22 protein-coding genes are annotated in these 26,106 nt (G+C 64.1%); 13 read left to right on the top strand and 9 right to left on the bottom strand.

Features of this window, described 5'->3' with window-relative positions; all coding sequences use genetic code 11:
* Window positions 1-5: 5 nt before the first annotated feature.
* Window positions 6-974 (top strand): ABC transporter ATP-binding protein, encoded by a 969-nt coding sequence (locus ACVWY1_RS09395; RefSeq protein WP_046854275.1) that lies wholly within the window; start codon window positions 6-8, stop codon window positions 972-974.
* Complete coding sequence (locus ACVWY1_RS09390) at window positions 974-1,942, top strand: peptide ABC transporter ATP-binding protein (RefSeq protein ID WP_102684915.1); 969 nt, start codon at window positions 974-976, stop codon at window positions 1,940-1,942. The genes ACVWY1_RS09395 and ACVWY1_RS09390 overlap by 1 nt, the downstream gene beginning before the upstream one ends.
* Window positions 1,943-2,092: 150 nt before the next feature.
* On the opposite strand, the gene ACVWY1_RS09385 is transcribed toward ACVWY1_RS09390, so the two are convergent.
* Window positions 2,093-3,001 carry a hypothetical protein gene (locus tag ACVWY1_RS09385; protein ID WP_258599941.1) on the bottom strand — a complete coding sequence of 303 codons (909 nt, stop codon included), beginning with the start codon at window positions 2,999-3,001 and terminating at the stop codon, window positions 2,093-2,095.
* A gap of 244 nt (window positions 3,002-3,245) precedes the next feature.
* Here ACVWY1_RS09385 and ACVWY1_RS09380 point away from each other — a divergent pair, with 244 nt between their 5' ends.
* From ACVWY1_RS09380 to ACVWY1_RS09365, 4 genes are all read left to right on the top strand, one after another.
* A complete protein-coding gene (locus ACVWY1_RS09380; RefSeq protein ID WP_139669012.1) occupies window positions 3,246-4,055 on the top strand; it encodes a helix-turn-helix domain-containing protein in 810 nt (269 codons plus the stop codon).
* Between the two features lie 64 nt (window positions 4,056-4,119).
* Entirely contained in the window at window positions 4,120-5,526 is a 1,407-nt protein-coding gene (locus ACVWY1_RS09375; RefSeq protein ID WP_457378170.1) for an NAD(P)/FAD-dependent oxidoreductase, read from the top strand.
* Window positions 5,527-5,559: 33 nt separating this feature from the next.
* Complete coding sequence (locus ACVWY1_RS09370) at window positions 5,560-5,901, top strand: cupin domain-containing protein (protein ID WP_102684919.1); 342 nt, start codon at window positions 5,560-5,562, stop codon at window positions 5,899-5,901.
* Between the two features lie 52 nt (window positions 5,902-5,953).
* Window positions 5,954-7,033, top strand: coding sequence for a polyamine ABC transporter substrate-binding protein (locus tag ACVWY1_RS09365; RefSeq protein ID WP_198755464.1), 1,080 nt, complete (start codon window positions 5,954-5,956; stop codon window positions 7,031-7,033).
* A 96-nt stretch (window positions 7,034-7,129) separates the two neighbouring features.
* Here ACVWY1_RS09365 and ACVWY1_RS09360 read toward each other — a convergent pair whose 3' ends face one another.
* The 3 genes from ACVWY1_RS09360 to ACVWY1_RS09350 all read right to left on the bottom strand — a co-directional run bounded on the left by ACVWY1_RS09360 (window position 7,130) and on the right by ACVWY1_RS09350 (window position 9,603).
* Complete coding sequence (locus ACVWY1_RS09360) at window positions 7,130-8,713, bottom strand: peptide chain release factor 3 (RefSeq protein ID WP_102684921.1); 1,584 nt, start codon at window positions 8,711-8,713, stop codon at window positions 7,130-7,132.
* Window positions 8,714-8,823: 110 nt separating this feature from the next.
* Window positions 8,824-9,153, bottom strand: coding sequence for an XRE family transcriptional regulator (locus tag ACVWY1_RS09355; RefSeq protein WP_102684922.1), 330 nt, complete (start codon window positions 9,151-9,153; stop codon window positions 8,824-8,826).
* Between the two features lie 3 nt (window positions 9,154-9,156).
* Window positions 9,157-9,603: a type II toxin-antitoxin system RelE/ParE family toxin gene (locus ACVWY1_RS09350; RefSeq protein ID WP_256582536.1), complete on the bottom strand. Its 447-nt coding sequence runs from the start codon at window positions 9,601-9,603 to the stop codon at window positions 9,157-9,159.
* 291 nt (window positions 9,604-9,894) lie between these two features.
* Between ACVWY1_RS09350 and ACVWY1_RS09345 the strand changes: the two genes are divergently transcribed.
* The 4 genes from ACVWY1_RS09345 to ACVWY1_RS09330 are packed head-to-tail and all read left to right on the top strand — an operon-like array spanning window position 9,895 to window position 13,337.
* The gene (locus ACVWY1_RS09345; RefSeq protein WP_111532099.1) at window positions 9,895-10,608 is read left to right on the top strand and encodes an ABC transporter permease; all 714 of its coding nucleotides are present in this window, start codon (window positions 9,895-9,897) and stop codon (window positions 10,606-10,608) included.
* 13 nt (window positions 10,609-10,621) lie between these two features.
* Window positions 10,622-11,533 carry a glycine betaine ABC transporter substrate-binding protein gene (locus ACVWY1_RS09340; RefSeq protein ID WP_457378169.1) on the top strand — a complete coding sequence of 304 codons (912 nt, stop codon included), beginning with the start codon at window positions 10,622-10,624 and terminating at the stop codon, window positions 11,531-11,533.
* Window positions 11,530-12,183, top strand: coding sequence for an ABC transporter permease (locus tag ACVWY1_RS09335; protein WP_110699925.1), 654 nt, complete (start codon window positions 11,530-11,532; stop codon window positions 12,181-12,183). The genes ACVWY1_RS09340 and ACVWY1_RS09335 overlap by 4 nt, the downstream gene beginning before the upstream one ends.
* Window positions 12,180-13,337, top strand: coding sequence for an osmoprotectant ABC transporter ATP-binding protein OsmV (locus ACVWY1_RS09330; protein WP_102684927.1), 1,158 nt, complete (start codon window positions 12,180-12,182; stop codon window positions 13,335-13,337). The genes ACVWY1_RS09335 and ACVWY1_RS09330 overlap by 4 nt, the downstream gene beginning before the upstream one ends.
* Before the next feature lie 72 nt (window positions 13,338-13,409).
* Here ACVWY1_RS09330 and ACVWY1_RS09325 read toward each other — a convergent pair whose 3' ends face one another.
* The 3 genes from ACVWY1_RS09325 to ACVWY1_RS09315 form a co-directional block, all read right to left on the bottom strand.
* On the bottom strand, window positions 13,410-15,827 hold the full coding sequence (locus ACVWY1_RS09325; RefSeq protein WP_110699929.1) for a TonB-dependent siderophore receptor: 2,418 nt from the start codon (window positions 15,825-15,827) through the stop codon (window positions 13,410-13,412).
* 108 nt (window positions 15,828-15,935) lie between these two features.
* Complete coding sequence (locus ACVWY1_RS09320; protein ID WP_457378168.1) at window positions 15,936-16,898, bottom strand: FecR family protein; 963 nt, start codon at window positions 16,896-16,898, stop codon at window positions 15,936-15,938.
* A gap of 17 nt (window positions 16,899-16,915) precedes the next feature.
* Window positions 16,916-17,404 (bottom strand): sigma-70 family RNA polymerase sigma factor, encoded by a 489-nt coding sequence (locus ACVWY1_RS09315; protein WP_102684930.1) that lies wholly within the window; start codon window positions 17,402-17,404, stop codon window positions 16,916-16,918.
* A gap of 655 nt (window positions 17,405-18,059) precedes the next feature.
* Between ACVWY1_RS09315 and ACVWY1_RS09310 the strand changes: the two genes are divergently transcribed.
* Window positions 18,060-19,223 carry a type III PLP-dependent enzyme gene (locus ACVWY1_RS09310; RefSeq protein ID WP_102684931.1) on the top strand — a complete coding sequence of 388 codons (1,164 nt, stop codon included), beginning with the start codon at window positions 18,060-18,062 and terminating at the stop codon, window positions 19,221-19,223.
* Window positions 19,224-19,402: 179 nt separating this feature from the next.
* Here ACVWY1_RS09310 and ACVWY1_RS09305 read toward each other — a convergent pair whose 3' ends face one another.
* Window positions 19,403-20,152 carry a tetratricopeptide repeat protein gene (locus ACVWY1_RS09305; protein ID WP_457378167.1) on the bottom strand — a complete coding sequence of 250 codons (750 nt, stop codon included), beginning with the start codon at window positions 20,150-20,152 and terminating at the stop codon, window positions 19,403-19,405.
* A gap of 3 nt (window positions 20,153-20,155) precedes the next feature.
* The gene (locus ACVWY1_RS09300; RefSeq protein WP_046854262.1) at window positions 20,156-20,836 is read right to left on the bottom strand and encodes a Fe2+-dependent dioxygenase; all 681 of its coding nucleotides are present in this window, start codon (window positions 20,834-20,836) and stop codon (window positions 20,156-20,158) included.
* 220 nt (window positions 20,837-21,056) lie between these two features.
* Between ACVWY1_RS09300 and ACVWY1_RS09295 the strand changes: the two genes are divergently transcribed.
* Together ACVWY1_RS09295 and ACVWY1_RS09290 are read left to right on the top strand one after the other, a co-directional pair.
* Complete coding sequence (locus ACVWY1_RS09295; RefSeq protein WP_139668992.1) at window positions 21,057-23,336, top strand: TonB-dependent receptor; 2,280 nt, start codon at window positions 21,057-21,059, stop codon at window positions 23,334-23,336.
* Window positions 23,337-23,438: 102 nt separating this feature from the next.
* The gene (locus tag ACVWY1_RS09290) at window positions 23,439-25,994 is read left to right on the top strand and encodes a PepSY domain-containing protein (protein WP_457378166.1); all 2,556 of its coding nucleotides are present in this window, start codon (window positions 23,439-23,441) and stop codon (window positions 25,992-25,994) included.
* Window positions 25,995-26,106: the final 112 nt, after the last annotated feature.

Here is a 26,106-nt window from a genome sequence, read left to right as displayed (position 1 = left end):
TCGCCATGTCACTGTTGCAGATCAACAACCTGAACGTGCGCTTCGGCGACGCCAATGCCGTGCCCGTGGTGGACGGCCTCGACCTGAGCGTGGATGCCGGCGAGATCCTCGCCATCGTCGGCGAGTCGGGCTCGGGCAAGTCGGTGACCATGATGGCCCTGATGGGGCTGATCGAAGCCCCCGGGCGCATCACCGCGGACGTGCTCGACTTCGCCGGCACCAACATGCTCAAGCTCAGCGGCCGCCAGCGCCGCAAGGTGGTGGGCAAGGACATCGCCATGGTCTTCCAGGACCCGATGACCGCGCTCAACCCCAGCTATACCGTGGGCTACCAGATCGAGGAAGTGCTGCGCCAGCACCTGGGCCTCAAGGGCAAGGCAGCGCGTCAGCGCGCGCTGGAGCTGCTGAAGAAGGTCGAGATCCCGGCCGCCGAAAGCCGCCTCGACGCCTACCCGCACCAGCTGTCCGGCGGCATGAGCCAGCGCGTGGCCATCGCCATGGCCATCGCCGGCGAGCCAAAACTGCTGATCGCCGACGAACCGACCACCGCGCTGGACGTGACCATCCAGGCGCAGATCATGGAACTGCTGGTCAACCTGCAGAAAGAGCGCAACATGGCGCTCATTCTCATCACCCACGACCTGGCCGTGGTCGCCGAAACCGCCAAGCGCGTGTGCGTGATGTACGCAGGGCAAGCAGTCGAAGTCGGCCAGGTGCCGGAGCTGTTCGACATTCCCGCCCATCCGTACAGCGAAGCGCTGCTGGCGGCCATTCCCGAGCACAGCATCGGCGCCGAACGCCTGGCCACCCTGCCCGGCATCGTCCCAGGGCGCTATGACCGCCCGCAGGGTTGCCTGCTGTCGCCACGCTGCCCCTATGTGCAGGAAAACTGCCGCCGGCAGCGCCCGGCCCTTGATCCCCAGGCCCACAGCCTGGTGCGTTGCTTCTATCCGCTGAACCAGGAGGTGGCGTGATGGCCGTCGTACTTTCCGCTCGTGAGCTGACCCGCCACTACGAAGTCTCCCGCGGCCTGTTCAAGGGCCATGCGCTGGTGCGGGCGCTCAACGGCGTGTCGTTCGAACTGGAGGCCGGCAAGACCCTGGCCGTGGTCGGTGAATCCGGCTGCGGCAAGTCGACCCTGGCGCGTGCCCTGACCCTGATCGAGGAGCCGTCCTCAGGTTCGCTGCAAATCGCCGGCCACGAGGTCAAGGGCGCCAGCAAGGACCAGCGCAAACAGCTGCGCCGTGACGTGCAGATGGTGTTCCAGAGCCCATACGCCTCGCTCAACCCGCGGCAGAAGATCGGCGACCAGCTCGCCGAACCGCTGTTGATCAACACCTCGCTGAGCAAGACCGAACGCCGCGAGAAAGTGCAGAAGATGATGGAGCAGGTGGGCTTGCGCCCCGAGCACTACCAGCGTTATCCGCACATGTTCTCCGGCGGTCAGCGCCAGCGCATCGCCCTGGCCCGGGCGATGATGCTGCAACCCAAGGTGCTGGTGGCCGACGAGCCGACCTCCGCGCTCGACGTATCGATCCAGGCCCAGGTGCTGAACCTGTTCATGGACCTGCAGAAGGAATTCAACACCGCCTACGTGTTCATCTCCCACAACCTGGCAGTGGTGCGCCATGTGGCGGACCAGGTACTGGTGATGTACCTCGGCCGGCCAGCGGAAATGGGGCCCAAGCAGGACATCTACGACAAGCCGCTGCACCCGTATACCCAGGCGCTGCTATCGGCCACCCCGGCGATCCACCCGGACCCGCTGAAGCCGAAGATCCGCATTGCCGGTGAGTTGCCCAACCCGTTGAATCCCCCGGACGGTTGCGCGTTCCACAAACGTTGCCCGTACGCGACCGAGCGATGCGCCAAGGAAGTACCGGCGTTGCGCCAAGTGAGTACGCGGCAGGTGGCGTGCCACTACGCCGAGCAGTTCCTGTAGCTGTATGCGCCAATGAAAACGCCGCCCTTTCGGGCGGCGTTTTCATTTCTCAGTGCATGAACAATGCAATCAGGATGATCACCGGAATAGGGACCCCGAGCATCCACAGCAATAATGAGCGCATGACAATTCTCCTTGTTCCTGTGCGGGTTATCGGATCGGTGCAGAGGCGTGGCGCGGGTTGTAGTCCGCCGGACTGGCTTCGAGCCACTGCACCCGATCACGCTGCCGGCCGCCGAACAGTGCCGCCAGGCTGGCGAAGAAGGCGCCGCAAAGCAGGGCGACGAAAGTCCACAACGCCGTCCAGGCGGCGGCCTTGGTCGCAGCGTCCGCGGCTTGCTTGGCCTCGACCTTGGCCTGCTGCAGTTGTGCATAGACCTGATCAACGCGTGCTTCGGCCTCGGGCTGTGTCAGGCGAGTGCGCTGGGCCACTACCTGGGCCAGGTAGGTCCGGTCCTCCGGCGAGAGCGCGCCGCCCTGGGCCAGCGAGCGGGTCAGAATGCGGGCTGCCACACCATTTGCCGCATCGTCACTTACTGCCACCGGGCCTTGACCACGGAACAGGCTATCGACGAAGTAACCCATCGGGTCTTTGCCCTGTCTGTCGCTGCCAGCCACGCCCGCAGCGGCAGTTGTAGCCACCCCGGACACAGCGGTAGCGCCGGCACCCAGCAAGTTGCCAGCGGTACCCAGCACCAGCATGGCGGCCACTAGCGTGGCAACCGCCCAGGCCAGGAAGCCATGGGCAGTATCCCGGAAATACACTTCGTCACCGTGCAGGTTGGCCCATTTCACCCGCAGGCGACCGGCGATGTAACCACCCAGGCCCGAGGCCAATATTTGTGTGATCAATAGCCAGATGATGGTCGAAATCCCAAGCGCCTTGGCGCTGGCGCCTTCGTCGGCCCAAGGCGAGGTAGCGGCCAGGCCCAACCCTGTCCCCAGTACCACCAGGATCAGGGACAAGGCCGCCGCCGCTGCTGCGCCTGCGAAGATCGCGGCCCAGGAAACTCCGGAGCGATTGGGGTCGTTGGTGGGGTAGTCGGCAGGTGTGATCATGATTCGACGCCTTTATCTGAGGGGGAGGTCCGTTCTCAGGTAAGGTCGTGCAGGGGCTGTGCCACTTTGTGTCAAAACATGACTTCCTTATAAATCAGGCGGTTGGCTTGTAGGCAACGTCTGAGCATCATGCAAAATGCCAGATCGGTGCGGAAACGGCAGGGCCTTCTGCAACCCGGGATGCGGCCTGTGCGCACGGGCGGGTTCTTGTCAGACCGGGACATGACGAGGCACCATCCACGGCATGTCTATCGCCACCGTCCCCGACGGCCCCGGGCAAACCCCGCTCACCGCCGCCACCGTCATGCGCTACCACCTGTGCTGGAAGCATCGCGACCTGGACGGGGTGATGGCCCTGTACCACCCGGATATCCAGTACCACGACTTCTTCCAGAACCGCGTGCTCGGTTTCGACGAGCTGCGCGACTACGTGCGCGCAAGCTTGCCCCATGAAGCCGGCGAGGACATCGTCCACAGCGACCGCATCCGCGTCGATGGCTGCACCGCGTTCATCCAGTATCAGGTCACGGTGCAGGGTGGCGACGGGCTGGTGGCGTTCCAGTCCAGCGAGGCGATCACCGTGCTGGACGGACTGATCTGGCGGGTCAACGAGTACGCCACGCTGGTCCATGGCAACGGAAAGGGCCTGCGCTCCAGCGGGCCGCGCCCAGCCACCAGTCGGCTCGGCCTGTCTCCCCGCCAGCTATCGACCATGGCCCAGGACCTGGAGCATTATTTCCAGGCCCAGCGCCCGTACCTGGACCCCGAGCTGGACCTGCAACGGGTCGCCGACGAAAGCGGCTACAGCCGCAACCAGATTTCCTACCTGCTTAACCAGGTGCTTGGCCAAAGCTTCTACCGCTACGTCAACCAGGCACGCCTGCAACACCTGATGAGCAGCCTGGACAATAGCTGCGTCGCGGCGCCCGTCGATGAACTGGCGTTCAACGCCGGCTTCAATTCGCTGTCGGCGTTCTACAAGTGCTTTCGCGAGCATACCGGCCTGTCGCCCAAGGCTTACCTCAAGCAAATTTCCCTGCGTGCACGCACGTAAGACAGCCCACGCCACGCTTCACTAGGATCGCCACAGACCCTCAGTGGATGTGGAGCACGACCCGATGCAACCTTTGCGCACGATCAGCCTGTGGATGGACCAGCTCGACGAGCCGTTGTGCGCGCGCCCGGCCCTGCGCCAGGACCTGGACCTCGACGTGTGCATCATCGGTGCCGGCTATACGGGGCTGTGGACGGCCTACTACCTCAAGCGCCAGGCGCCGCAGCTGAACATCGCGGTGATCGAGGCCAACATCGCCGGCTTCGGCGCCTCCGGACGCAATGGCGGCTGGCTGATGGGCAACCTGCTGGGCGAGGACCGCCTGCTGGCCACGCTCTCGCCGCAGCAACGGCGTGAAAGCATCGACCTGCTGCACGGCATCCCCGACGAAGTCCACGACGTGCTCCTGCGCGAAGGCATCGCCTGCGACTACCGCAAAGGCGGAGTGCTCTACTGCGCCGCCCGCTACCCGGAACAGGAACGCGGCCTGCGCGCCTGGCTCGACAACCTCTACCGCCAGGGCATGAATGAAGACGATTACCGCTGGCTGCGCCCCGAACAACTGGATGCCCAGCTGAAGGTAAGCAACCCCTACGGCGCCCTCTACAGCCCGCACGTCGCCACGATTCAACCGGCCAGGCTGGTGCGTGGCCTGGCACGGACGGTCGAGGCTATGGGCGTGCCGATCTACGAGAACACGCCAGCCATTGACTGGCAGACCGGCGAAGTGCGCACCCCGTTGGCACGTATCCGCAGCCACTGGGTGGTGCCGGCCGTGGAAGGCTACGCCGCCAGCCTGCCACCGCTCGGGCGGCACCAGCTGCCGGTACAGAGCCTGCTGGTGGCCACCGAGCCGCTGCCGGAGTCGACATGGGAGCAGATCGGCCTGAGCCAGGGCCAGGCCTTCAGCGAAAACAGCCGCCAGGTCACCTATGGCCAGCGCAGCGCCGACAACCGCCTGGTGTTCGGTGCCCGCGGCGGCTACCGCTTCGGTGGCCGCCTGCGCGAGGACTTCACCCTGACCACCGACGAGGTGGAGCTGCGCCGCTACCTGTTCGGCGAACTGTTCCCACAGCTCAAGCACGTACGCATCACCCACTCCTGGGGTGGCAACCTCGGCATGGCCCGGCGCTTCCGCCCGCACATGCTCTGCGACCGCCAGCGCGGTATCGCCCTGGCCGGCGGTTATGGCGGCGAAGGCGTCGGCGCCACCAACCTCGGTGGACGTACCCTGGCCGCGCTGATCCTCGGCCAGCACAACGAACTGACCGCGCAGCCCTGGGTGCACGACAACCGCCCGCTGTCGAGCCTGGCCAGCTGGCCGCCCGAGCCGTGCCGCTGGCTGGGCTACAACGCGATCATCCAGAGTTTCGTCCACGAGGACCGGACCCTCGCCAACCCGACCAGCGCCCCCTGGCGGCGGCGCCTGGCCAGTGGGTTGGCCGATTTCATGGAAGGCTTCATGCACTGACTTCCCCTCACCACCACACAGGATCCACCGGTCATGAGCATCACCCAGTTCAAACACACCGACAGCGTCATCCTGGACAGCAGCACTCCGGTCGCCGTGCCCCTTGGCGAGCCGGTCGCAGTCACCTCGGTCACCTGCGTCGAGCGCAGCGACGGCGTCGAGACCGGCATCTGGGAATGCACCCCGGGGCGCTGGCGGCGGCAGATCGTGCAGCAGGAGTTCTGCCATTTCATCAAGGGCCGCTGCACCTTCACTCCCGACGGTGGCGAGCCCCTGGTCATAGAAGCCGGAGACGCCCTGATGCTACCGGCCAACAGCCTCGGCACCTGGGATATCCAGGAGACCGTGCGCAAGACCTACGTCCTCATTTTCTGATCCGCTGATCGCCTGCCTTCGATAACAACAGACAAAGCAAGGTAACCCCGACATGCGCACCCTCCTTCTCGCTCCTCTGATGCTGGCCACCAGCGTTGCCAGTGCCGCCGACTCGGTGAAGATCTACAACTGGTCGAGCTACATCGCCCCGGACACGCTGAAGCACTTCCAGCAAACCACCGGCATCAATCCCACCTACGACGTGTTCGACAGCAACGAGACCCTCGACGGCAAGCTGATGACCGGCAACTCCGGCTACGATGTGGTGTTCCCCTCCAACCACTTCATGGCCCGGCAGATCCAGGGCAAAGCCCTGAAGCAGCTGGACAAGTCGCAGTTGCCCAACTGGAAGAACCTCAACCCGGTGTTGCTCAAGGCCCTGGAGGTCAACGACCCGGGCAACCAGTACGGCTTCCCGTACCTGTGGGGCAGCACCGGCATCGGCTACAACATCGACAAGGTCAAGGCGGTGCTCGGCGACAATGCGCCCATCGATTCGTGGGACCTGTTCTTCAAGCCCGAATACCTCGCCAAGCTCAAGAGTTGCGGCGTGGCGGTGCTGGACAACGGCCCCGAGCTGCTGCCGATCGCCCTGCACTACCTGGGCCTGCCGCACCATAGCCAGAACACGGCGGACTACGACAAGGCCAAGGCGTTGCTGATGAAGGTGCGCCCGTACATCAGCTACTTCCACTCCTCGAAGTACACCGGCGACCTGGCCAATGGCGACGTGTGCCTGGTGGTGGGTTTCTCGGGCGACGTGCTGCAGGCGAAGAACCGTGCCGAGGAGGCGAAGAACGGGGTGAAGGTGGGCTACTCGATCCCGAAGGAAGGCGCGCCGATGTGGTTCGACATGGTGGCCATGCCGGCCGATGCGCCTGACGAGAAAGCCGGATATGCGTACATGAACTACCTGTTGCAGCCGGAGGTGATGGCCAACATCAGCAACTTCGTGCAGTACGCCAATGGCAACCAGCAGGCGGATGCGCTGGTGGACCCGGCGCTGAAGGGCAACACGATGATCTACCCGAGTGACGACGTGATGGGCAAGTTGTATGCGCTGGAGGCCATGCCGGCGAAGATCGACCGCATCAGGACGCGGATCTGGACCAGCATAAAAGCCGGCAACTGACACTCGGCAGTTACAAGCTTGAAGCTGCAAGCGACAAGAAAAAGGCGGGCCTTTCCGGGCCCGCCTCTTCTTGAAGTTCGCAGCTTGCAGCTGCTCTTAGTGGTGCTCGCGGGTCGCGCGGAATTTCACATCCGGCCAGCGTTCTTCCATCAGCGCCAGGTTGACCCGGGTCGGGGCCAGGTAGGTCAGGTGACCACCGCCGTCGATGGCCAGGTTCTCCACCGCCTTGTTCTGGAATTCCTCGAGCTTCTTCTTGTCGTCGCAGCTGATCCAGCGCGCCGACCAGACGGTGATCGGCTCATAGGCGCACTCGACCTTGTACTCTTCCTTCAGGCGGCTGGCGACCACGTCGAACTGCAGCACACCGACCGCGCCGAGGATGATGTCGTTGCTGCGCTCGGGGAAGAACACCTGGGTCGCGCCCTCTTCGGCCAGCTGCTGCAGGCCCTGGCGCAGCTGCTTGGATTTCAGCGGGTCCTTCAGGCGCACGCGGCGGAACAGCTCCGGGGCGAAGTGCGGAATACCGGTGAAGCCCAGCGCCTCGCCTTCGGTGAAGGTGTCGCCGATCTGGATGGTGCCGTGGTTGTGCAGGCCGATGATGTCGCCGGCATAGGCCTCCTCCAGTTGCTCGCGCTCGGAGGAGAAGAAGGTCAGGGCATCACCGATGCGCACGTCCTTGCCAGTGCGCACGTGGCGCATCTTCATGCCCTTCTCGTACTTGCCCGAGCAGATACGCATGAAGGCGATACGGTCACGGTGTTTCGGGTCCATGTTCGCCTGGATCTTGAACACGAAGCCGGTGAATTTCTCTTCCACCGGTTCCACGGTGCGCTCGCGGGCGACACGGGCCAGTGGGCGCGGCGCCCAGTCGACAACCGCGTCGAGCACATGGTCGACACCGAAGTTGCCCAATGCGGTACCGAAGAACACCGGGGTCAGCTGGCCATTGATGAACGCGTCCTGGTCGAACTCGTGGCAGGCGCCCTGCACCAGCTCGAGTTGTTCGAGGAAACGGTCGTATTCATCACCCAGGTGGGCGCGGGCTTCATCGGAGTCGAGCTTCTCGATGATCTTCGCTTCGGTGCGCTCGTGGCCATGCCCCGGCGTGTAGACGATGATGTAGTCGCCGGCCAGGTGATACACGCCCTTGAAATCACGGTAGCAACCGATCGGCCAGGTGATCGGCGCGGCCTTGATCTTCAGCACCGCCTCGATTTCGTCGAGCAGTTCGATCGGGTCGCGGATGTCCCGGTCGAGTTTGTTGATGAAGCTGACGATCGGCGTATCGCGCAGGCGGCACACGTCCATCAGGGCAATGGTGCGCGGCTCGACGCCTTTACCGCCGTCGAGCACCATCAGCGCCGAGTCCACCGCGGTCAGGGTGCGATAGGTGTCTTCCGAGAAGTCTTCGTGGCCGGGGGTGTCGAGCAGATTGATCATATGCTCGCGGTAGGGGAACTGCATCACCGAGGTAGTGATGGAGATGCCGCGCTGCTTCTCCATTTCCATCCAGTCGGAGGTGGCGTGGCGGTCGGACTTGCGCGACTTCACGGTACCGGCGACGGCAATGGCCTTGCCCATCAGCAGGAGCTTCTCGGTGATGGTGGTCTTACCGGCGTCGGGGTGGGAAATGATTGCGAAAGTGCGGCGCTTCGCGACTTCGGCGGCCTGGTTGGTCATGGGAAATCGCCTGACTGGGGATTCAAAAAGGGGCGATATCATACCTGAAGTCGGGCGTCAGGCCAAAACAAGCCCCAACGGTTCGACCCAATTCGTCCCTGCCGCATTGGTTAACCATCAACAAGCGAATCGCCGGCAAGCCCCTCGATGGTTATAGGAGCTCGGCCAGGCAGATGAACGACCAGCTCCAGTCTTCCCCCCATGGCTTCCAGATAGTCACGCAACGTAGAGATCAACATATCGCTACGGTTCTCGAACCTGGAAACATTGCCCTGACGAACGTCGAGGCGCTCGGCCATGCTTTCCTGGGTGATCTCGAGTTGTTTACGCAAGGCCTGAAGCGTCATTTCCTCACGAATCAGTTCGCGACCACGCTCCTCGATTCTTGCCCTGCGCTCAGGCGTCAGCTCGTTCATCACGTCTTCAAGCGTCTTGTACATTTCTCAACCTCTGGACAAATGTCGATCAAACCGTTCATCGGCACGGGTAATCAGGCTTCCATAAAATCTACGCTCATTGATACCAGCCTTGTCCCCCGCAACGAGCAACAACGCAGAGCGCGAACGATCGAAAGCGAATGCGACTCGCCATACACCGCCATCTGCGTTGAACCTCAACTCTTTCATGTTCGAATGCCTCGAGCCTTTCAGCGTGTCCACATGCGGACGCCCCAATGCGGGGCCAAAATGCTTGAGCAGATGAAGCTGCGCCAGCAATTCATCCTGTACCACCTCGGTCAACACCTGTAGCTCGGAATTGAACTCCCGGCACATTCCAATAGACCACCCCATTAAAATACCTCCAAGGGAATATCCCCTCAAGCGCATATCAAGAATATTCGAGAAGAAATTCTGAACATCTGCAAGATGCCTCGATAGCAGGTACTTCAACGTCTCAACGTAATATTCACGCTTGATTTTCGCGTGAAATTTCCTACACACCAGTGATTAACACTGGCCAAATGCCGCCCCAGATGGGAACCTTTACGCCCACGGAGACGTCCACTCCCCTGCAAGCCGCTTCGCTTCAGGGCTGGTTTTACCTGCTTCACGAGCCCGACGGGGTTCGGCTCATGGCCTGATGCCGCGCATCGGGCTGCTACTCGCGACCACGCTGCCCGCCGCCAGGAATGGCCGGCCGCACGGGGGTGTGATCGCCGACTATAAAAAAGGAGTCCGCCTGTGGCTGCACGCTACGGAAAAGGGCTGTTGGGATGGGCCGCCGTGCTCGTCATCCTGGCCCTGCTGATCCACTGGATCGGCATCGACACGATCGCCCGCTACCGCGACGATCTTGGGTTCTACCTGCAAGCGCACCTGGTCCTGGTGCTGGCTTCGATGGCGGCGGCGCTGGCCGTGGGCATCCCCGCCGGCATTGCCTTGAGTCGACCGCACCGGGTCGACAAGGCCGAGCGCTTCATGCAGTTGTTCAACGTTGGCAACACCATTCCTCCCCTGGCCGTTCTGGCCATCGCCCTGAGTATCCTGGGCATCGGCGCAGGTCCTGCGATCTTCGCACTGTTCCTCGCCTCCCTCCTGCCCATCGTGCGCAACACCTACGAGGGCCTGAAAAACGTCCCCGCCTCGCTCAAGGAAGCCGCCACCGGTATCGGCATGACCCCGCGCCAGCAACTCTGGCAGGTAGAGCTGCCAAACGCCGTGCCGATCATCGTCGGCGGCGTGCGCGTGGCCCTGGCACTGAACGTGGGCACCGCGCCCCTGGCGTTCCTGATCGGCGCCAACAGCCTGGGCAGCCTGATCTTCCCCGGCATCGCCCTGAACAACCAGCCGCAGCTGCTGCTCGGCGCCGCCTGCACGGCGTTGCTGGCCCTGGCGCTCGATGCGTTGGTGAGTTTCTCCAGCAAGCGCTGGCTGGAACGTGGCCTGGCCCAATAAGAAGAGGCAAAGCATGAAGAAGACAATCGCCTTGTTCCTGGGCGCGGCCCTGCTTTGCGCAGGCGTTGCCCAGGCCGCGGAAAAACCACAGATCCGCATCGGCGCCCGGGTGTTCACCGAACAGACCGTGCTCGCCGAGATCACCGCCCAGCACCTGCGCGCCAACGGCTTCGAGGTGCGGGTGACCACCGGCCTGGGCAGCAACATCGCCCGCCAGGCCCAGGAAACCGGCCAGCTCGACCTGATGTGGGAATACACCGGCGTATCGCTGGTCTCGTACAACCATATCGACGAGCGCATGCCCGACGCCGCAACCACCTATGCGCGAGTGAAAGAGCTCGACGCGAAAAAGGGCCTGGTCTGGCTGACTCCGTCGAAGTTCAGCAACACCTACGCCCTGGGCCTGCCAAAGGCAGTCGCCGCGGCCTACCCGCAGATCAACTCGATCAGCGACCTCAACCAGGTGCTGCATGACGAAGCCGACCGCCACCACCTGGTGGCGCTGGACACCGAGTTCGCCAACCGCCCGGATGGCCTGGTCGGCCTGCGCGAGCTGTACGAGCTGCCGCTGGACCGGCGCAACATCCGCCAGATGGACGGAGGCCTGGTGTACACCGCCATGCGCAACAACCAGGTGTTCGCCGGCCTGGTCTACACCACCGACGGGCGCCTGAACGCGTTCGACCTCAAGCTGCTGGAAGACGACAAGCACTATTTCCCCGACTACACCGCCGCCCCGGTGCTGCGCCAGGCCGTGCTCGACGCCCATCCTCAGCTGGCCACCCTGCTCAAGCCGCTGGCCGAACAGCTGGACGACGAGACCATGCGCCAGCTCAACGCCAAGGTCGATGTCGAGCACCAGAGCCCGACGGTGGTGGCCGCCGCGTTCCTGCGTGAGCACCCACTCAGCGAGGTACAGCCATGAACCTGCTCGACACCTTCGTCCACCTCGACTGGGCACAGGTCCTGCAACTGACCTGGCAGCACATCATGCTGGTCGGCATCGCGGTGGGCCTGGCGATCCTTGTCGGCGTGCCGCTGGGCATCCTGATGACCCGCTTCCCGGTGTTCGCCGGCCCGCTGCAGGCCAGCGCCACCGTGCTGCTGACCATCCCCTCGATCGCCCTGTTCGGCTTGCTGCTGCCGTTCTACTCGAAGTTCGGCCAGGGCCTGGGGCCACTGCCGGCGATCACTGCAGTGTTCCTTTATTCACTGCTGCCGATCCTGCGCAACACCTACCTGGCCCTGACCAACGTCGAGCCCGGTATCCGTGAAGCCGCACGCGGCATCGGCATGACCTTCGGCCAGCGCCTGCGCATGGTCGAGTTGCCCATCGCCGTGCCGGTGATCCTCGCCGGCGTGCGCACCGCCGTGGTGATGAACATCGGCGTGATGACCATCGCCGCGACCATCGGCGCCGGCGGCCTGGGCGTGCTCATTCTTACCTCCATCAGCCGCAGCGACATGTCGATGCTGCTGGTCGGCGCGGTGCTGGTCAGCCTGCTGGCGATCATCGCCGACCTGATCCTGCAAGCCCTGCAACGTGCCCTGACTCCAGAAGGACTGCGCTCATGATCGAACTGAAGAACCTCAGCAAGACCTTCAACGTCAACGGCAAGGACGTCAAAGCCGTCGACGCGGTAAGCCTCACCGTCAACGAAGGCGAAATCTGCGTGTTCCTCGGCCCCTCCGGCTGCGGCAAGAGCACCACGCTGAAGATGATCAACCGCCTGATCACCCCGACCTCAGGGCAAGTGTTCATCAATGGCGAGGACACCACCGGCCTGGACGAGGTGACCCTGCGCCGGCACATCGGCTACGTGATCCAGCAGATCGGCCTGTTCCCCAACATGACCATCGAGGAGAACATCACCGTGGTCCCGCGCTTACTCGGCTGGGACAAGCAGCGCTGCCACGATCGCGCCCGCGAGCTGATGAGCATGATCAAGCTCGAGCCCAAGCAGTACCTGCAGCGCTACCCGCGTGAACTGTCCGGTGGCCAGCAGCAACGCATCGGCGTGATCCGCGCCCTGGCCGCCGAGGCCCCGGTGCTGCTGATGGACGAGCCGTTCGGCGCGGTCGACCCGATCAACCGCGAGATGATCCAGAACGAGTTCTTCGAGATGCAGCGGGCCCTGAACAAGACGGTGATCATGGTCAGCCATGACATCGACGAGGCCATCAAGCTGGGCGACAAGATCGCCATCTTCCGCGCCGGCAAGCTGTTGCAGCTGGATCACCCGGACACCCTGCTGGCACACCCGGTGGACGATTTCGTCAGCAACTTCGTCGGTCAGGACAGCACGCTCAAGCGCCTGCTGCTGGTGCGTGCCGAGGATGCCGCGGACAACGCACCATCGGTGAGTCCGGAAACACCGGTGAGCGATGCGCTGGAACTGCTGGACGAGCATGACCGCCGTTACGTGGTGGTGACCGATGCGCAGAATCGCGCGCTGGGTTATGTGCGCCGCCGCGACATGCACCGCCAGCAGGGCACGTGCGCGGATTTCCTGCGTCCGTTCAATGCCACGGCGGCGCACGATGAGCACCTGCGCATCCTGCTGTCGCGCATGTACGAGTTCAATCGGGCGTGGTTGCCGGTGCTGGATGCCGAACAGGTGTTCCTGGGAGAGGTGACACAGGAGTCGATTGCGGCGTACCTGAGTTCTGGGCGCTCGCGCGGGGCGAAGACCTCGATCGTGTCGCCGGCGCAGGCAGTGATTTCCTGAGCCGGCCTCATCGCGGATGAATCCGCTCCTACAGGTAGGAGCGGATTCATCCGCGATAAAGGCGACGCGCTATCAGAACCCTACACTGGCCTGCACATAGAACGTGCGCGGCTCACCCACATAGATTCCCGCGTTGTTGTCGCTTGAGCGGGTGAAATACTGCTTGTCGAACAGGTTCTTCACCCCGGCGGCCAGCTTCAGGTTCGACAGCTGCGGCCCGAACGCATAGCCACCCCGGGCATGCCAGGTGACGTAGCCCGGAATGTCGCCATACTGCCCGTCGGCGCTCGGCTGGGTGATGTAGTTGCCGTTGAAGCTGCCATCGGCGTTCATCCCGGTACCCGGCGCGCGCTGCTTCGACTGGGCGTAGGCATCCAGGTTCCAGGTCCAGCGGTTGACCTCGTAGCGCACGCCGGCGGTGGCCACCTGGCGCGAATAGAACGGCAGGTCACGCCCCTTGAAACCAGGGATCTCGCCCTCGTAGGTGGCACGGGTGTAGGTGTAGCCAGCATTCACCGACAGCCCCTGCAGGCGTGGGTCCAGGCCGGACAGGTCGTAGCGCGCCGAGGCCTCGATGCCCTGGTGCTTGGTCGCCCCCAGGTTGGTCCAGCCGACATCGTTGCTGATGTACTGCAGCTCATCGTCGAAGTCGATGTAGAAGGCTGTCAGCTCACCGGCCCAGTTGCCGTTGTCATAGCGCGTACCAATTTCGTAGGTCTTGGCCTTCTCCGGCTCCAGGCCGTTTGCCGTGCTGTCGCCGACGCCGCCCTGGCCCAGCTGGAAGTACTGCAGGCTGCCGAACGAGGTCTCGTAGTTGGCGAACAGCTTCCACGCATCGGACAGGTGGTACATCACGCTCAGCGCCGGCAGCGGTTCGTTGCTGGTGATGCTGCGGTTCTTCTCCGGCACTGGGCGATAGTTGGCGTCCATCACCGGGCGGTCGCGCCAGTCGGTGTTGATGTGCTCGAAGCGGATGCCCGGGGTGATGGTCCAGTTGCCGACGTCGATCTTGTCGTCGATATAGTAGGCGCTGGCCTCGGTGCCACCGCTGCGGTCCTGGAACACATGGCCGTCGGAGGTCGGGGTCACGGTCGGCACGTTGTCGACCAGCGCCAGGCGGGTGGACTGCTCGCGCATCGCTTCCTTCAGATAGCGATAGCCGACGCTGACTTCCTGGGTGGTCGGGCCGACGAAGAAGATCCGCGACAGACGTGGCTCGATGGCGAAGGTGTGATAGTTGCGCGGGTACGACGACAGGGTCTTCTGGTCGCGGGCGGCGATGGCGCTGCCACGGAAGCTGTCGGTGTAGTAAGTCAGCACCTCGAACTGGGTGGCGTCGTCGATCTGTCGCTGCCACTTGAACGACACGTCCTTGCGGCGGCCGCTGAAGTAGTCGTAGTCGCGCACCGACTGGTAGGGGTTGTGATCGTACTGCGCCTGGGTCAGGCCACCCGGCATGTCGGCGCGGCCGTCGTAGTAGTGGAAATTGAGCCAGAACTCGTCGACATCGGTCGGTGCCCAGTGGGTCTTGAGCATCACGTCGTCGATATCGTTGTCGTTGTTGCTTTCGCGATAGCCATCGCCATTCACGCCGGTATACAGCAACGCCACGCCCATGCCGTTGTCGGCGGTGCCGCCGACGAAGGCCGACTCGGTGTGCTTCCAGCCGCCATCGCGCGAGGTCTCGAGGGTGGTCGACAGCTCGCCGCTGGCCTTCTCGGGTATCGCCCGGGTGACGAAGTTGATTACCCCACCGACGTTCTGCGGGCCATAGCGCACGGAGCCTGCACCACGGACCACGTCGATGCTGTCGAGGTTGCCCGAGGAGATCGGCGCCATCGACAGCTGTGGCTGGCCGTAGGGGGCGAAGGCCGCCGGAATGCCATCGATCAGCACGGTCGAACGCGGCGACAGGCGCGACGTCAGGCCACGCACGCCGACATTCAGCGACAGGTCGCTGCCACCGGTGCCGTTGGAATCCTGCACCTGCACGCCCGGGATACCGCGCAGGGCGTCACGCACGTTCATCGTGCCCTTCTCCACCATCGCTTCACGGCGTACCACGGTGCGCGCGCCCGGGTGGTTCTGCACCACGCTCTGGTCGGCGTCGCCCAGCCAGTCCCCGACCACCTTGATATCGGTGGGCGCCAGCTCCAGGCTGCCGGTGGTCAGGGTACCGGCGGCCTGGGCCGGCTTGACCACCACGGTGTCCGCGGACTGCTCGAAGGTCAGCCCGCTACCTTGCAGCAGTTGCTGCAGGGCCTGCTCCGGCGCCAGGTTGCCGGACACCGCCGGGGCCTGCTTGCCGTCCACCAGCTCGGGGCTGAAGAACAGTTGCAGGTTGGTCTGCTGGCCCAACTGCTTGAGTGCGCCCGCCAATGGCTGGGCCTGGATCTGGATGGTATCGGCGTAGCTGTTGCCGGCGGCGGCGCTGACCGCCAGGGCCAGCGCCAGGCGGCGCAGCTGGAGAAGGGGATTATTGTTGTTCACGTCTTCGATGGGTCCTGAGAGTCGGGATAAACGCCAACCGCATGCAAATGGAAATGCTTGGCAGTTGCAGCTGGCGGGGAAGACGAACGAACGGAAAAAAACCTGAATCTATTTCAGAACAATTTCGCTGGAGCCGTCTGCAAGGTTCTTCACGCGCACCGGCAGTATGCTCGGCAAGGCCCGCAACAGGGCGTCCGGGTCGTCGGTGCTGAAGGTGCTCGACAGGCGCAGAGCAGCGGCCTTGCCGGACGCCACATGCAAAGGTCGGGCGCGGTAGCGCGAAACCTCCGCCACTACGTCGCTCAGCGGCGCGTTGTCGAAGACCAGCTTGCCCTGGCGCCAGGCGGTCAGCGCCTTGGCATCGATGGCATAGGGCGCGGCGACCTTGCCCTGCGCATCGATATGCGAACCCTGGCCGGCAGTGAGCAGCGCCAGCGACTCGGCTGCGCCCTGTACCTTGACCGAACCCTGCTCCACCGCCACGCGGGTGCTGTTCGGATCCTGGCGTACATCGAAGCGGGTGCCGGTGACGGTGACATCGCCCTGGGCAGTGCTCACCACGAAGGGGCGGTCACTGTCGTGCGCGACGATGAACATCGCCTCGCCCGCGCCCAGGCGCACATGGCGCTGCCCCGCAGAGAACATCACCTGCACCTGGGTGGCACTGTTGAGTTCCAACTGTGAACCGTCCGGCAACTCGACCTGACGCCGCTCGCCCAGGGCCGTGCTCAACGTGTCCTGGTGGTTGAGCTGCTGATACTGCCAACCTGTCCAACCCAGCCCCAGCGCGACCACCGCCACGCCGGCCGCCAAAGCCTGGCGCAGCAGACGGCGGCGCGGAAGCTGGCGCACCGGCTCGGGCTGGCACAGCGCTTCGAGGTGTTGACGCGGAATGAAGTCGGCGGCGCGCCACAGTTGCGCCAGGCGCTCGTACTCTTGCCGATTTGAGGGGTGCTGCGCCAACCACGCCTGCAATGCCGCGTGCACGGCTTTGTCGTGCGGCGCGTCCTGAGCGCGGGCGAACCAGCAGGCCGCCTGCTCGCCCACGGGATCGGGCACGTGCTGTTTCATCGAAGGGGTCTCCTGACTCATCTGGCCGACACATCCAGGTGCTCACGCAGATGTCGGAGCGTGCGGATCATATACTTTTCGACCATGTTCTTGGTCAAACCCATGCGCTCGGCAATTTCGGCCTGGGTCAGGCCCTCGAGCTTCTGCCAGATGAACACCCTGCGGCAATTCAGCGGCAGCTCGGCCAGCGCACGCTCGACGCTGTCGGCCAGTTCCAGGGCGTGCACATACGCTTCCGGGTCGTCCCCTGCGGCCATATCACCTGTGAAGGCCTCAAGCTCCAGGGCCTGGCGCCGGTCCTCGCGGCGAAAGCCGTCGACGGCGATGTTGCGGGCGGTCTGGTGCAGATAGGCGCGTGGCTGCTCGACCTGCTCGCGCGGGTTTTCCAGCACCCGCACAAAGGCATCGTGGGTGAGGTCCTCGGCCTGCTGTCGACTGCGCAGTTTGCGCGTCCAGGTGCCGATCAGCTCTTGGTAATGGTCGAGGAAGCCTTTGGGTCCGGACACGGTCGGGGTCGTCAGGGAGGCAGATGAGGTCGCGAATAGTAATGTTTCTCATCAAGGACGGCAATCGACATGTCCCTTGCACGACCAATGGCCCAGATAGGCTCTGCGTAACAAAAAATTTATGGCCAATTTCGCGGTAAAGACCAGGCTGAGCATGTGGCCATAAATTTGAACACCCTGTGTTCATTCGCCCTCCTGCCTCAGCCAACGACAAACGGTCACCAACAGGTTCATCCGCCCTTTCGCAGCGAAACCAGAGCCATCATGCAAAGAATGAAGCTATCAACCGATCGCAGCCAGATCGCCACCTATTCCACAATTTTTTACGCTCATGGTCTTTTCCTGAACCTACCTGGTTCACATCGGTCGGTTATCGCAACGGCAGGCCGCCGGCACACGACGAATGCCCTCGGATTGCCTGTTGATATTGGCGTTTTCACACCCTAAAGTGCGCGCCGAACGTCCATGCTGGAAACGATCCATCCGGCTCAAGTACTGACGACGAGACAGCAAGGTCACCCGCCTTTATCCCGGCACGGCTGACCTTTTTGCTTTCGGCGACATGCCTTGGGAAGTAGGCGAACCAAAGTGGGGATACGGAGGACGTTCAGTTGCTGCCACTTATCTTTTCAGTTTGCCCATGGAGCCCCTGAGCATGTCGATCCAGGTCGAAGACTACTTTGCGCGTGACACCTTCCAGAAAATGAAGGCGTTCGCCGACAAGCAGGAAACCCCGTTCGTTCTCATCGATACCCAGATGATCAGCCAGGCCTATGACGACCTGCGCGCCGGGTTCGAATTCGCCAAGGTCTACTACGCGGTCAAGGCCAACCCGGCGGTCGAGATCATCGACCTGCTGAAGGAAAAAGGCTCGAGCTTCGACATCGCCTCGATCTATGAACTGGACAAGGTGCTCGGCCGTGGCGTCAGCGCCGACCGTATCAGCTACGGCAACACCATCAAGAAGTCCAAGGACATCCGCTACTTCTACGAGAAAGGCGTGCGCCTGTACGCCACCGACTCCGAGGCCGACCTGCGCAACATCGCCAAGGCCGCGCCGGGCTCGAAAGTCTATGTGCGTATTCTCACCGAAGGCTCCACCACCGCCGACTGGCCACTGTCGCGCAAGTTCGGCTGCCAGACCGACATGGCCATGGACCTGCTGATCCTCGCCCGCGACCTGGGCCTGGTGCCCTACGGCATCTCCTTCCACGTCGGCTCGCAACAGCGCGACATCAGCGTGTGGGACGCAGCCATCGCCAAGGTCAAGGTGATCTTCGAGCGCCTCAAGGAAGAAGACGGCATCGAGCTGAAGCTGATCAACATGGGCGGCGGCTTCCCGGCCAACTACATCACCCGCACCAACAGCCTCGAGACCTACGCCGAAGAGATCATCCGCTTCCTCAAGGAAGACTTCGGTGACGACCTGCCGGAAATCATCCTGGAGCCTGGCCGTTCGCTGATCGCCAACGCCGGCATCCTGGTCAGTGAAGTGGTGCTGGTGGCGCGCAAGTCTCGTACTGCCGTCGAGCGCTGGATCTACACCGACGTGGGCAAGTTCTCCGGCCTGATCGAAACCATGGACGAAGCCATCAAGTTCCCGATCTGGACCGAAAAGAAAGGCGAAACCGAAGAAGTCGTCATCGCCGGCCCGACCTGCGACAGCGCCGACATCATGTACGAAAACTACAAGTACGGCCTGCCGCTGAACCTGGCCATCGGTGACCGCCTGTACTGGCTGTCGACCGGTGCCTACACCACCAGCTACAGCGCGGTGGAGTTCAACGGCTTCCCGCCGCTGAAAGCCTACTACCTGTAACTCGAGGCGTCACTTGGGGCTGCTACGCAGCCCATCGCCGGCAAGCCGGCTCCCACAGGGATCGCGCAGTTCTGAGACCTGCGCTGAACCTGTGGGAGCCGGCTTGCCGGCGATGGGCCGCAAGGCGGCCCCTACTTGCTCGTGGCAGCGGTCTCGCGCAGAGGCCCGCACGATCAGGCTCAGTCTTCCCGCCGTTCGATCTCCTCGGCATAACGCGCCGCAAAGGCCATCAATGCTGGCCCCGCCCCCTGCAACGTCACCAGCGCACTGCGCAGGAAATTCAGGTTGCCCTCGACCCTGGCCCGGTCCAGCCACGGCCCGGCCTCGGCTATCTGCCCCCGCTCGACCAGCACCAGCGCCAGGCTGAACATCCCGCGGAAATCCCCCGCCTCGGCTGAACGGCGATACCAGCGCATGGCCCGCACCGGGCTCGCAGCGGTGGCAATGCCCTGCTCCAGATACCGCCCATACAGGTTCATCGACTTGGCATGCCCCAGCTGCGCGGCTTTCTCGTAGCACATCAACGCCTGGGCCTGGCTGGCCGCCACCCCACGACCGGTGGCCAGCAGGTTGGCCAGGTTGTACATCCCCCAGTCCAGCCCGGCGTCGGCCGCCCGGGCATAGTGAATGGCCGCCTGGGCGAGATCCACCTCGCCACCCCAGCCATGCTCGAGGCAACGGCCAAGCATGTTGTGGGCCATGGCACTGCCACCCTGGGCGGCAATGGCGAACCAACGCCGGGCCACGTTGGCATCCTCTTCGATACCGCGCCCATCGAGCAGGATCTGCCCAAGCAACAGCTGCGCCTCGACCGCCCCTTGCCCCGCCGCCGTCAGGATCGCCTGCGCGGCCTGTCCCGGGCTGTGCTCGAGCATCGCCTTCAGCCCGGCCACATCCACCACTTCCTCACGACGCAATTGATAAGACACGGCTCAGACCTCGGCCCAGCGGCGCAGCAGGTTGTGGTAGGTGCCCGTCAGTTGCAGCAGCGACGGGTGCTCCGGCACATCGGCGCCGAGCTGACGGATGGCATTGTCCATCTCGAACAGCAAGGTGCGCTGGCTGTCCTCGCGCACCAGGCTCTGGGTCCAGAAGAACGCCGCATAGCGCGCCCCGCGGGTGACCGGGTTGACCTTGTGCAGGCTGGTGCCGGGGTACAGCACCAGGTCGCCGGCGGCCAGCTTGACCTGCCGCACGCCATAGGTGTCCTGGATCACCAGCTCGCCGCCGTCATAGCTGTCCGGGTCGCTGAGAAACAGCGTCGAGGACAGGTCGGTACGCACGCGCTCCGGGCTGCCCTTGGGCTGGCGCAGAGCATTGTCGATATGGAAATCGAAACTGCCGCCCTCGCGATAGCAGTTGATCAGTGGCGGGAACACCTTGTGCGGCAGCGCCGCGGACATGAACAACGGGTTGCGCCACAGCCGCTCGATCAACGCACTGCCGATTTCCTTGGCCAGCGCATGCCCCTCGGGCAACTGCAGGTTGTGCTTGGCCTTGGCCGACTGGTATCCGGCGGTGATTTTGCCGTCGGCCCAGTCGGCCTGCTCCAGGGCTTCGCGAATGCGCAGGATTTCGTCGGCCTCGAACAGGCCTGGGATGTGAAGCAGCATGGCGACGGCACCAAGAGCGAAAGGGGCGTCAATGATATTGATTACCTTTTACCTACCACAAGCCCCTTTCTCCAGAGCGCGACGGATGAGACCGTAAAAACCGTAAGGCAAAATTGTAAAGAATGTAAATTCCTGGCGAATGGTAACGCTTCTCAATTGTTCCTTACATTCGCTTACATTAACATCCGCGGCCTTCATACCTTGGGGAAGGTCTACAACAATGCGTCACGTGCCATCTGCTGTGAGTTCACCACGACTGCTCGCCTCTGCCATCGGCATGGCGATCACCGCCACCTCGGCCTATGCCGCCGACCCGGCCGCCAGCAACGCCATCACCCTCGACGCCACCAGCGTCAATGGCAAGGCCGAACAGGCAAGCACCGAGTACAAGGTCGACAAGGCCTCGTCGCAGAAGTACACCGCGCCATTGGTGGACACGCCGCGCTCGATCACGGTGATTCCCCAGCAGGTGATCAAGGACACCAACGCCATGTCCCTGCAGGACGCCCTGCGCACGGTACCCGGGATCACCTTCGGTGCCGGCGAAGGCGGCAACCCGCAAGGCGATCGCCCCTTCATCCGTGGCTTCGACGCCCAGGGCGACACCTACCTGGACGGCGTGCGTGACACCGGCGCCCAGACCCGCGAAATCTTCGCCATCGAGTCTGTCGAAGTGGCCAAGGGACCGAACTCGGCCATTGGTGGTCGCGGTGCGGCCGGCGGCACCATCAACCTGGTGAGCAAGCGCGCGCACCTGGGCAACTCGCTGGACGGCGCCTGGACCTGGGGCAGCGACCAGACCCAGCGTTACACCTTCGATGGCAACTACCAGTTCAGCGACAGCGTCGCCGGGCGCCTGAACCTGATGACCCACGAGAGCAACGTCGCCGGCCGCGACAAGGTCAACTACGACCGCTGGGGCATCGCCCCGTCGCTGGCGTTCGGCCTGGGCACGCCGACCCGCGTCAACCTCGACTACTACCACCTGGAAAGCGACGACCTGCCGGACTCCGGCATCCCCTACAGCGTGCCATTGGCAGGCAGCGGAGCCCGTACCTCTGCCCATCCGGACAAACCGGTGGACGGCGGCGACAGCGACAACTTCTACGGCCTGACCGGCCGCGACTTCCGCAAGACCCGTGTCGATATCGCGACCTTCGCCATCGAGCACGACCTGTCCGACACGCTGACCCTCAAGAACACCCTGCGCCACGGCAACAGCATGCAGGACTACGTGCTGACCCAGCCCGACGACAGTGCCGGCAACGTCAACAACAACGGCGTCTGGCGTCGCGCCAACACCCGTGTGGGCAACACCGCCACCACCACCAACCAGACCGACCTGTTCGGCGAGTTCTACCTGGGCGGCCTGAAGAACAGCTTCTCCACCGGCGTCGAGTTCACCAAGGAAGAGTCCGACCGCCAGAGCTACACCGTCACCCCCAACAGCAAGCTCACCTGCACCGGGCCGGGCAGCGGCGGCAGTTGCACCTCGCTGGACAACCCGAACCCGGACGATGCCTGGGTCGGCACCGTCGCGCGCAACTACGCCGGCACCAAGACCAGCAGCAAGACCCGCGCACTATATGTCTTCGACACCCTGGAGCTGACCCCGCAGTGGCTGCTCAACATGGGCCTGCGCTATGACCACTTCGACACCGACTATCGTGGCTACAATGCCGACGGCAGTACCGCAGTGAGCACCAAAGGCGTACCCGCCAAGGGCCAGGACACCAGCGAATTCATCACCGGCCAGCTGGGCCTGGTGTGGAAGCCGGCCGACAACGGCAGCATCTATGTGTCCTACGCCACCTCGGCCACACCGCCTGGCGCCATGCTCGGCGAGGGCACCGAAGGCAACCCGCTGGGCAACACCACCGACCGCTCCGGCAACCTGCTCAACAGTGACATGGAGCCGGAAGAAACCACCAACTACGAAATCGGCACCAAGTGGGACCTGCTCGACCAGCGCCTGTCCCTGGCAGCGGCGCTGTTCCGCACCGAGAAGGAAAACGCCCGGGTGCAGGTCAACACCAACACCTACGAGAACGTCGGTGAAACCCGTGTGCAAGGCATCGAGCTGTCGGCCAGCGGCAAGCTGACCGACAAGTGGCAGGTGTTCGCCGGCTACACCTACATGCAGGCCCGCCAGATCGACGGTGGCCCGCTGGGCAAGGCGAACGACGGCAACCAGCTGCCCAACACGCCGAACAACAGCGCCAGCCTGTGGACCACCTACCAGCTGACGCCGAAGTTGACGGTCGGTGGCGGCGCCTTCTATGTAGACGACGTGTACGGCAGCGTGGCCAACACCACCATGGTCGACAGCTACGTGCGCTACGACGCCATGGCGGCCTACAAGCTGACCAAGAACATCGACCTGCAGTTGAACGTGCAGAACCTCACCAACGAGGTCTACTACGACAAGGCCTACTCCACCCACTTCGCCAACCAGGCGGCGGGACGCACGGCATTGCTGACCACCAGCGTCCACTTCTAAAAGCCGCACCCCAGGCCCCGTTCAATCGATTGAACGGGGCTTTTGCGTATCAAGGCATAATGCACGCCGCGCAGTTGCTGGCGGCAAGACAAGGTGATCGATGTGGTGAAGAAGACGCTGTTCCAATTGCACTGGTTCTTTGGCATCAGCGCCGGCCTGGTGCTGGCGCTGATGGGCATCACCGGCGCGATCTGGTCGTTCCAGGAAGAACTGCTGCGCGCGTTCAACGCCGAGGTGCTCAAGGTCGAGGTACGCCAGGAAGGCGTGCTGCCGCCGGCCGAGCTGGTGCGTCGGGTCGAGGCCGCGCAAGGCGACCAGGTCTCCATGCTCTGGGTCGATACCCGCGACGGCAACGCCGCGCGGATCTTCTTCTCCCCGGCGCCCGGCGAGCGCCGTGGCGCGCTGCGCTACGCCGACCCGTACACCGGCGAGCTCAAGGGTGAAGTCGCAGGCCTTGGCTTCTTCAACCTCATGCTCAACCTGCACCGGTTCCTGGCCATGGGCGACACCGGCCGGCAGATAACCGGCGCCTGCACCCTGATGCTGATCTTCTTCTGCCTCTCCGGGCTGTACCTGCGCTGGCCGCGCAAGGCCCTGAACTGGCGGACCTGGCTGACCCTCGACTGGGCCAGGAAAGGCCGTGCCTTCAACTGGGACCTGCATGCGGTGTTCGGCACCTGGTGCCTGCTGTTCTACCTGCTGTTCGCCCTGACCGGGCTGTTCTGGTCCTACGAGTGGTACCGCGAAGGCCTCAACCGCCTGCTGGCCGACCAGCCCGCGGCGGGCGAGCAGAAACGCGGCGAAGGCCGTGGCGGTCGTCATGGTCCGCCCAAAGTGGACAAGAACGCCCCGCCACGGGTGGTGGACTATGACGCCATCTGGGCCAACCTCAAGGCAGCCGCAGGCCCGGACCTGGCCACCTACAACCTGCGCCTGCCGCCGGCCGGCAGCCAGCCCGCGACGCTGTTCTACCTGCTGCAAGGCGCCGAGCACGAGCGGGCCTTCAACACCCTGACCCTCGACCCGGCCAGCGGCCAGGTCAAGCGTCACGAACGCTATGCCGACAAGTCGTTCAAGGCGCAACTGCTGCAAAGCGTCTATGCCCTGCACGTCGGCGAATACTTCGGTCTGCCGGGGCGCATCATCGTCACCCTCGCCAGCCTGACCATGCCACTGTTCTTTGTCACCGGCTGGCTGCTGTACCTCGACCGTCGGCGCAAGAAACGCCAGGTACGCGCTGCCCGTGGCGCAGTGGCCGACCGGGGCAACGCTGGCGACAGCTGGCTGATCGGCTTCGCCAGCCAGAGCGGTTTCGCCGAACAACTGGCCTGGCAGAGCGCCGGCCAGCTGCAAGCCGCCGGCTTGCCGGTGCAGGTACGCCCGCTGGCCGAGCTGGGCGAAGCCCAATTGCGCCAGGCCAGCCGTGCCCTGTTCGTGGTCAGCACCTTCGGCGACGGCGAAGCCCCGGACAGCGCCCGCGGCTTCGAGCGCAAGGTGCTCGGCCAACCTTGGGCACTCGAGCATCTGGACTACGCCCTGCTGGCCCTGGGTGACCGCCAGTATCCGCACTTTTGCGGCTTCGCCCGCCGCCTCCAGGCCTGGCTTGGCGAGCGTGGCGCCACCTGCGCCTTCAGCCCGGTGGAAGTGGACAATGCCGACCCCACCGCGCTTCAACTGTGGCAACAGGAACTGACGCAACTGACCGGCGCCCGACCGATCGCCGCCTGGCAGCCGCCGAGCTTCGGCAACTGGCGTCTGCTGCGCCGTGAACTGCTCAACCCAGGTAGCGAGGGCGCGCCGGTCTACCTGCTGGGACTGCAGGCGCAAATGCCCGCAACCTGGGAAGCAGGCGACCTGATCGAGATCCTGCCGCGCAATGGCCAGCCCCGTGTCGATGCCTTCCTGGCAGGCCTGGGCCTCGATCCTCGCTGCCCGGTGCAGCTCGACGGCCTGCAGGAAAGCCTGGCGCAGGCCCTGGCCAGCCGCCAACTGCCGGTCGGCCGCGAACACCTGGTCGGCCTGCATGCCCAGGCGCTGATCGATGCCCTGATCCCGCTGACCGCTCGCGAATACTCGATTGCATCCATCGCCAGCGACGGCGTGCTGGAGCTGATCGTGCGCCAGGAGCGCCACGCCGATGGCAGCCTGGGCCTGGGTTCCGGCTGGCTGACCGAGTATCTGCCACTCGATGGCAGCGTCAGCGCACGCCTGCGTCGCAACAGCGGTTTCCACCTGCCCGGCGGATCGGCCCCTCTGGTGCTGATCGGTAACGGCACCGGCCTGGCTGGCCTGCGCAGCCTGCTCAAGGCGCGCATCGCGGCGGGAGAGCAGCGCAACTGGCTGCTGTTCGGTGAGCGCAACCGGGCGCACGATCTGCTGTGCGGTGAGGAACTGCAAGGCTGGGTGGCAAGCGGCGACCTGCAACGGCTGGACCTGGCTTTCTCGCGGGACCAGGCGCAGAAGATCTACGTGCAGGATGTGCTGTTGCAGCAGGCCGCCGAGTTCAAGCGCGGGGTCGATGACGGCGCCTGTGTGTACGTCTGCGGCAGTTTGCAAGGGATGGCGGCCGGGGTGGATGCGGCGCTGCAGGGAATTCTGGGCGAGGAGCGGGTGCAGCGGCTGATCGAGGATGGGCGCTATCGCCGGGATGTGTACTGATCAGACAGTCAGGTCAGCAATGCCGGCCTCATCGCCGGCAAGCCGGCTCCCACTCCGACCGCGCCGCCCTCAAGCCAAGCGCCGTCCCTGCGGGAGCTGCGGTTCGCCGCCG

It is taken from the genome of Pseudomonas sp. TE6288, assembly GCF_054062095.1.
The sequence above is the reverse complement of the archived record's forward strand: the minus strand, read 5'-3'. Positions and strand labels throughout refer to the sequence as shown.

Excerpts from the sequence above, each read along its gene's own strand:
- ACVWY1_RS09360 (WP_102684921.1), bottom strand. The coding sequence starts at position 8,713 with ATGACCAACCAGGCCGCCGAAGTCGCGAAGCGCCGCACTTTCGCAATC.
- ACVWY1_RS09300 (WP_046854262.1), bottom strand. The coding sequence starts at position 20,836 with ATGCTGCTTCACATCCCAGGCCTGTTCGAGGCCGACGAAATCCTGCGC.
- ACVWY1_RS09390 (WP_102684915.1), top strand. The coding sequence starts at position 974 with ATGGCCGTCGTACTTTCCGCTCGTGAGCTGACCCGCCACTACGAAGTC.
- ACVWY1_RS09310 (WP_102684931.1), top strand. The coding sequence starts at position 18,060 with ATGTCGATCCAGGTCGAAGACTACTTTGCGCGTGACACCTTCCAGAAA.
- ACVWY1_RS09395 (WP_046854275.1), top strand. The coding sequence starts at position 6 with ATGTCACTGTTGCAGATCAACAACCTGAACGTGCGCTTCGGCGACGCC.
- ACVWY1_RS09340 (WP_457378169.1), top strand. The coding sequence starts at position 10,622 with ATGAAGAAGACAATCGCCTTGTTCCTGGGCGCGGCCCTGCTTTGCGCA.
- ACVWY1_RS09355 (WP_102684922.1), bottom strand. The coding sequence starts at position 9,153 with ATGTACAAGACGCTTGAAGACGTGATGAACGAGCTGACGCCTGAGCGC.
- ACVWY1_RS09365 (WP_198755464.1), top strand. The coding sequence starts at position 5,954 with ATGCGCACCCTCCTTCTCGCTCCTCTGATGCTGGCCACCAGCGTTGCC.
- ACVWY1_RS09335 (WP_110699925.1), top strand. The coding sequence starts at position 11,530 with ATGAACCTGCTCGACACCTTCGTCCACCTCGACTGGGCACAGGTCCTG.
- ACVWY1_RS09380 (WP_139669012.1), top strand. The coding sequence starts at position 3,246 with ATGTCTATCGCCACCGTCCCCGACGGCCCCGGGCAAACCCCGCTCACC.
- ACVWY1_RS09385 (WP_258599941.1), bottom strand. The coding sequence starts at position 3,001 with ATGATCACACCTGCCGACTACCCCACCAACGACCCCAATCGCTCCGGA.
- ACVWY1_RS09375 (WP_457378170.1), top strand. The coding sequence starts at position 4,120 with ATGCAACCTTTGCGCACGATCAGCCTGTGGATGGACCAGCTCGACGAG.
- ACVWY1_RS09330 (WP_102684927.1), top strand. The coding sequence starts at position 12,180 with ATGATCGAACTGAAGAACCTCAGCAAGACCTTCAACGTCAACGGCAAG.
- ACVWY1_RS09370 (WP_102684919.1), top strand. The coding sequence starts at position 5,560 with ATGAGCATCACCCAGTTCAAACACACCGACAGCGTCATCCTGGACAGC.
- ACVWY1_RS09295 (WP_139668992.1), top strand. The coding sequence starts at position 21,057 with ATGCGTCACGTGCCATCTGCTGTGAGTTCACCACGACTGCTCGCCTCT.
- ACVWY1_RS09320 (WP_457378168.1), bottom strand. The coding sequence starts at position 16,898 with ATGAAACAGCACGTGCCCGATCCCGTGGGCGAGCAGGCGGCCTGCTGG.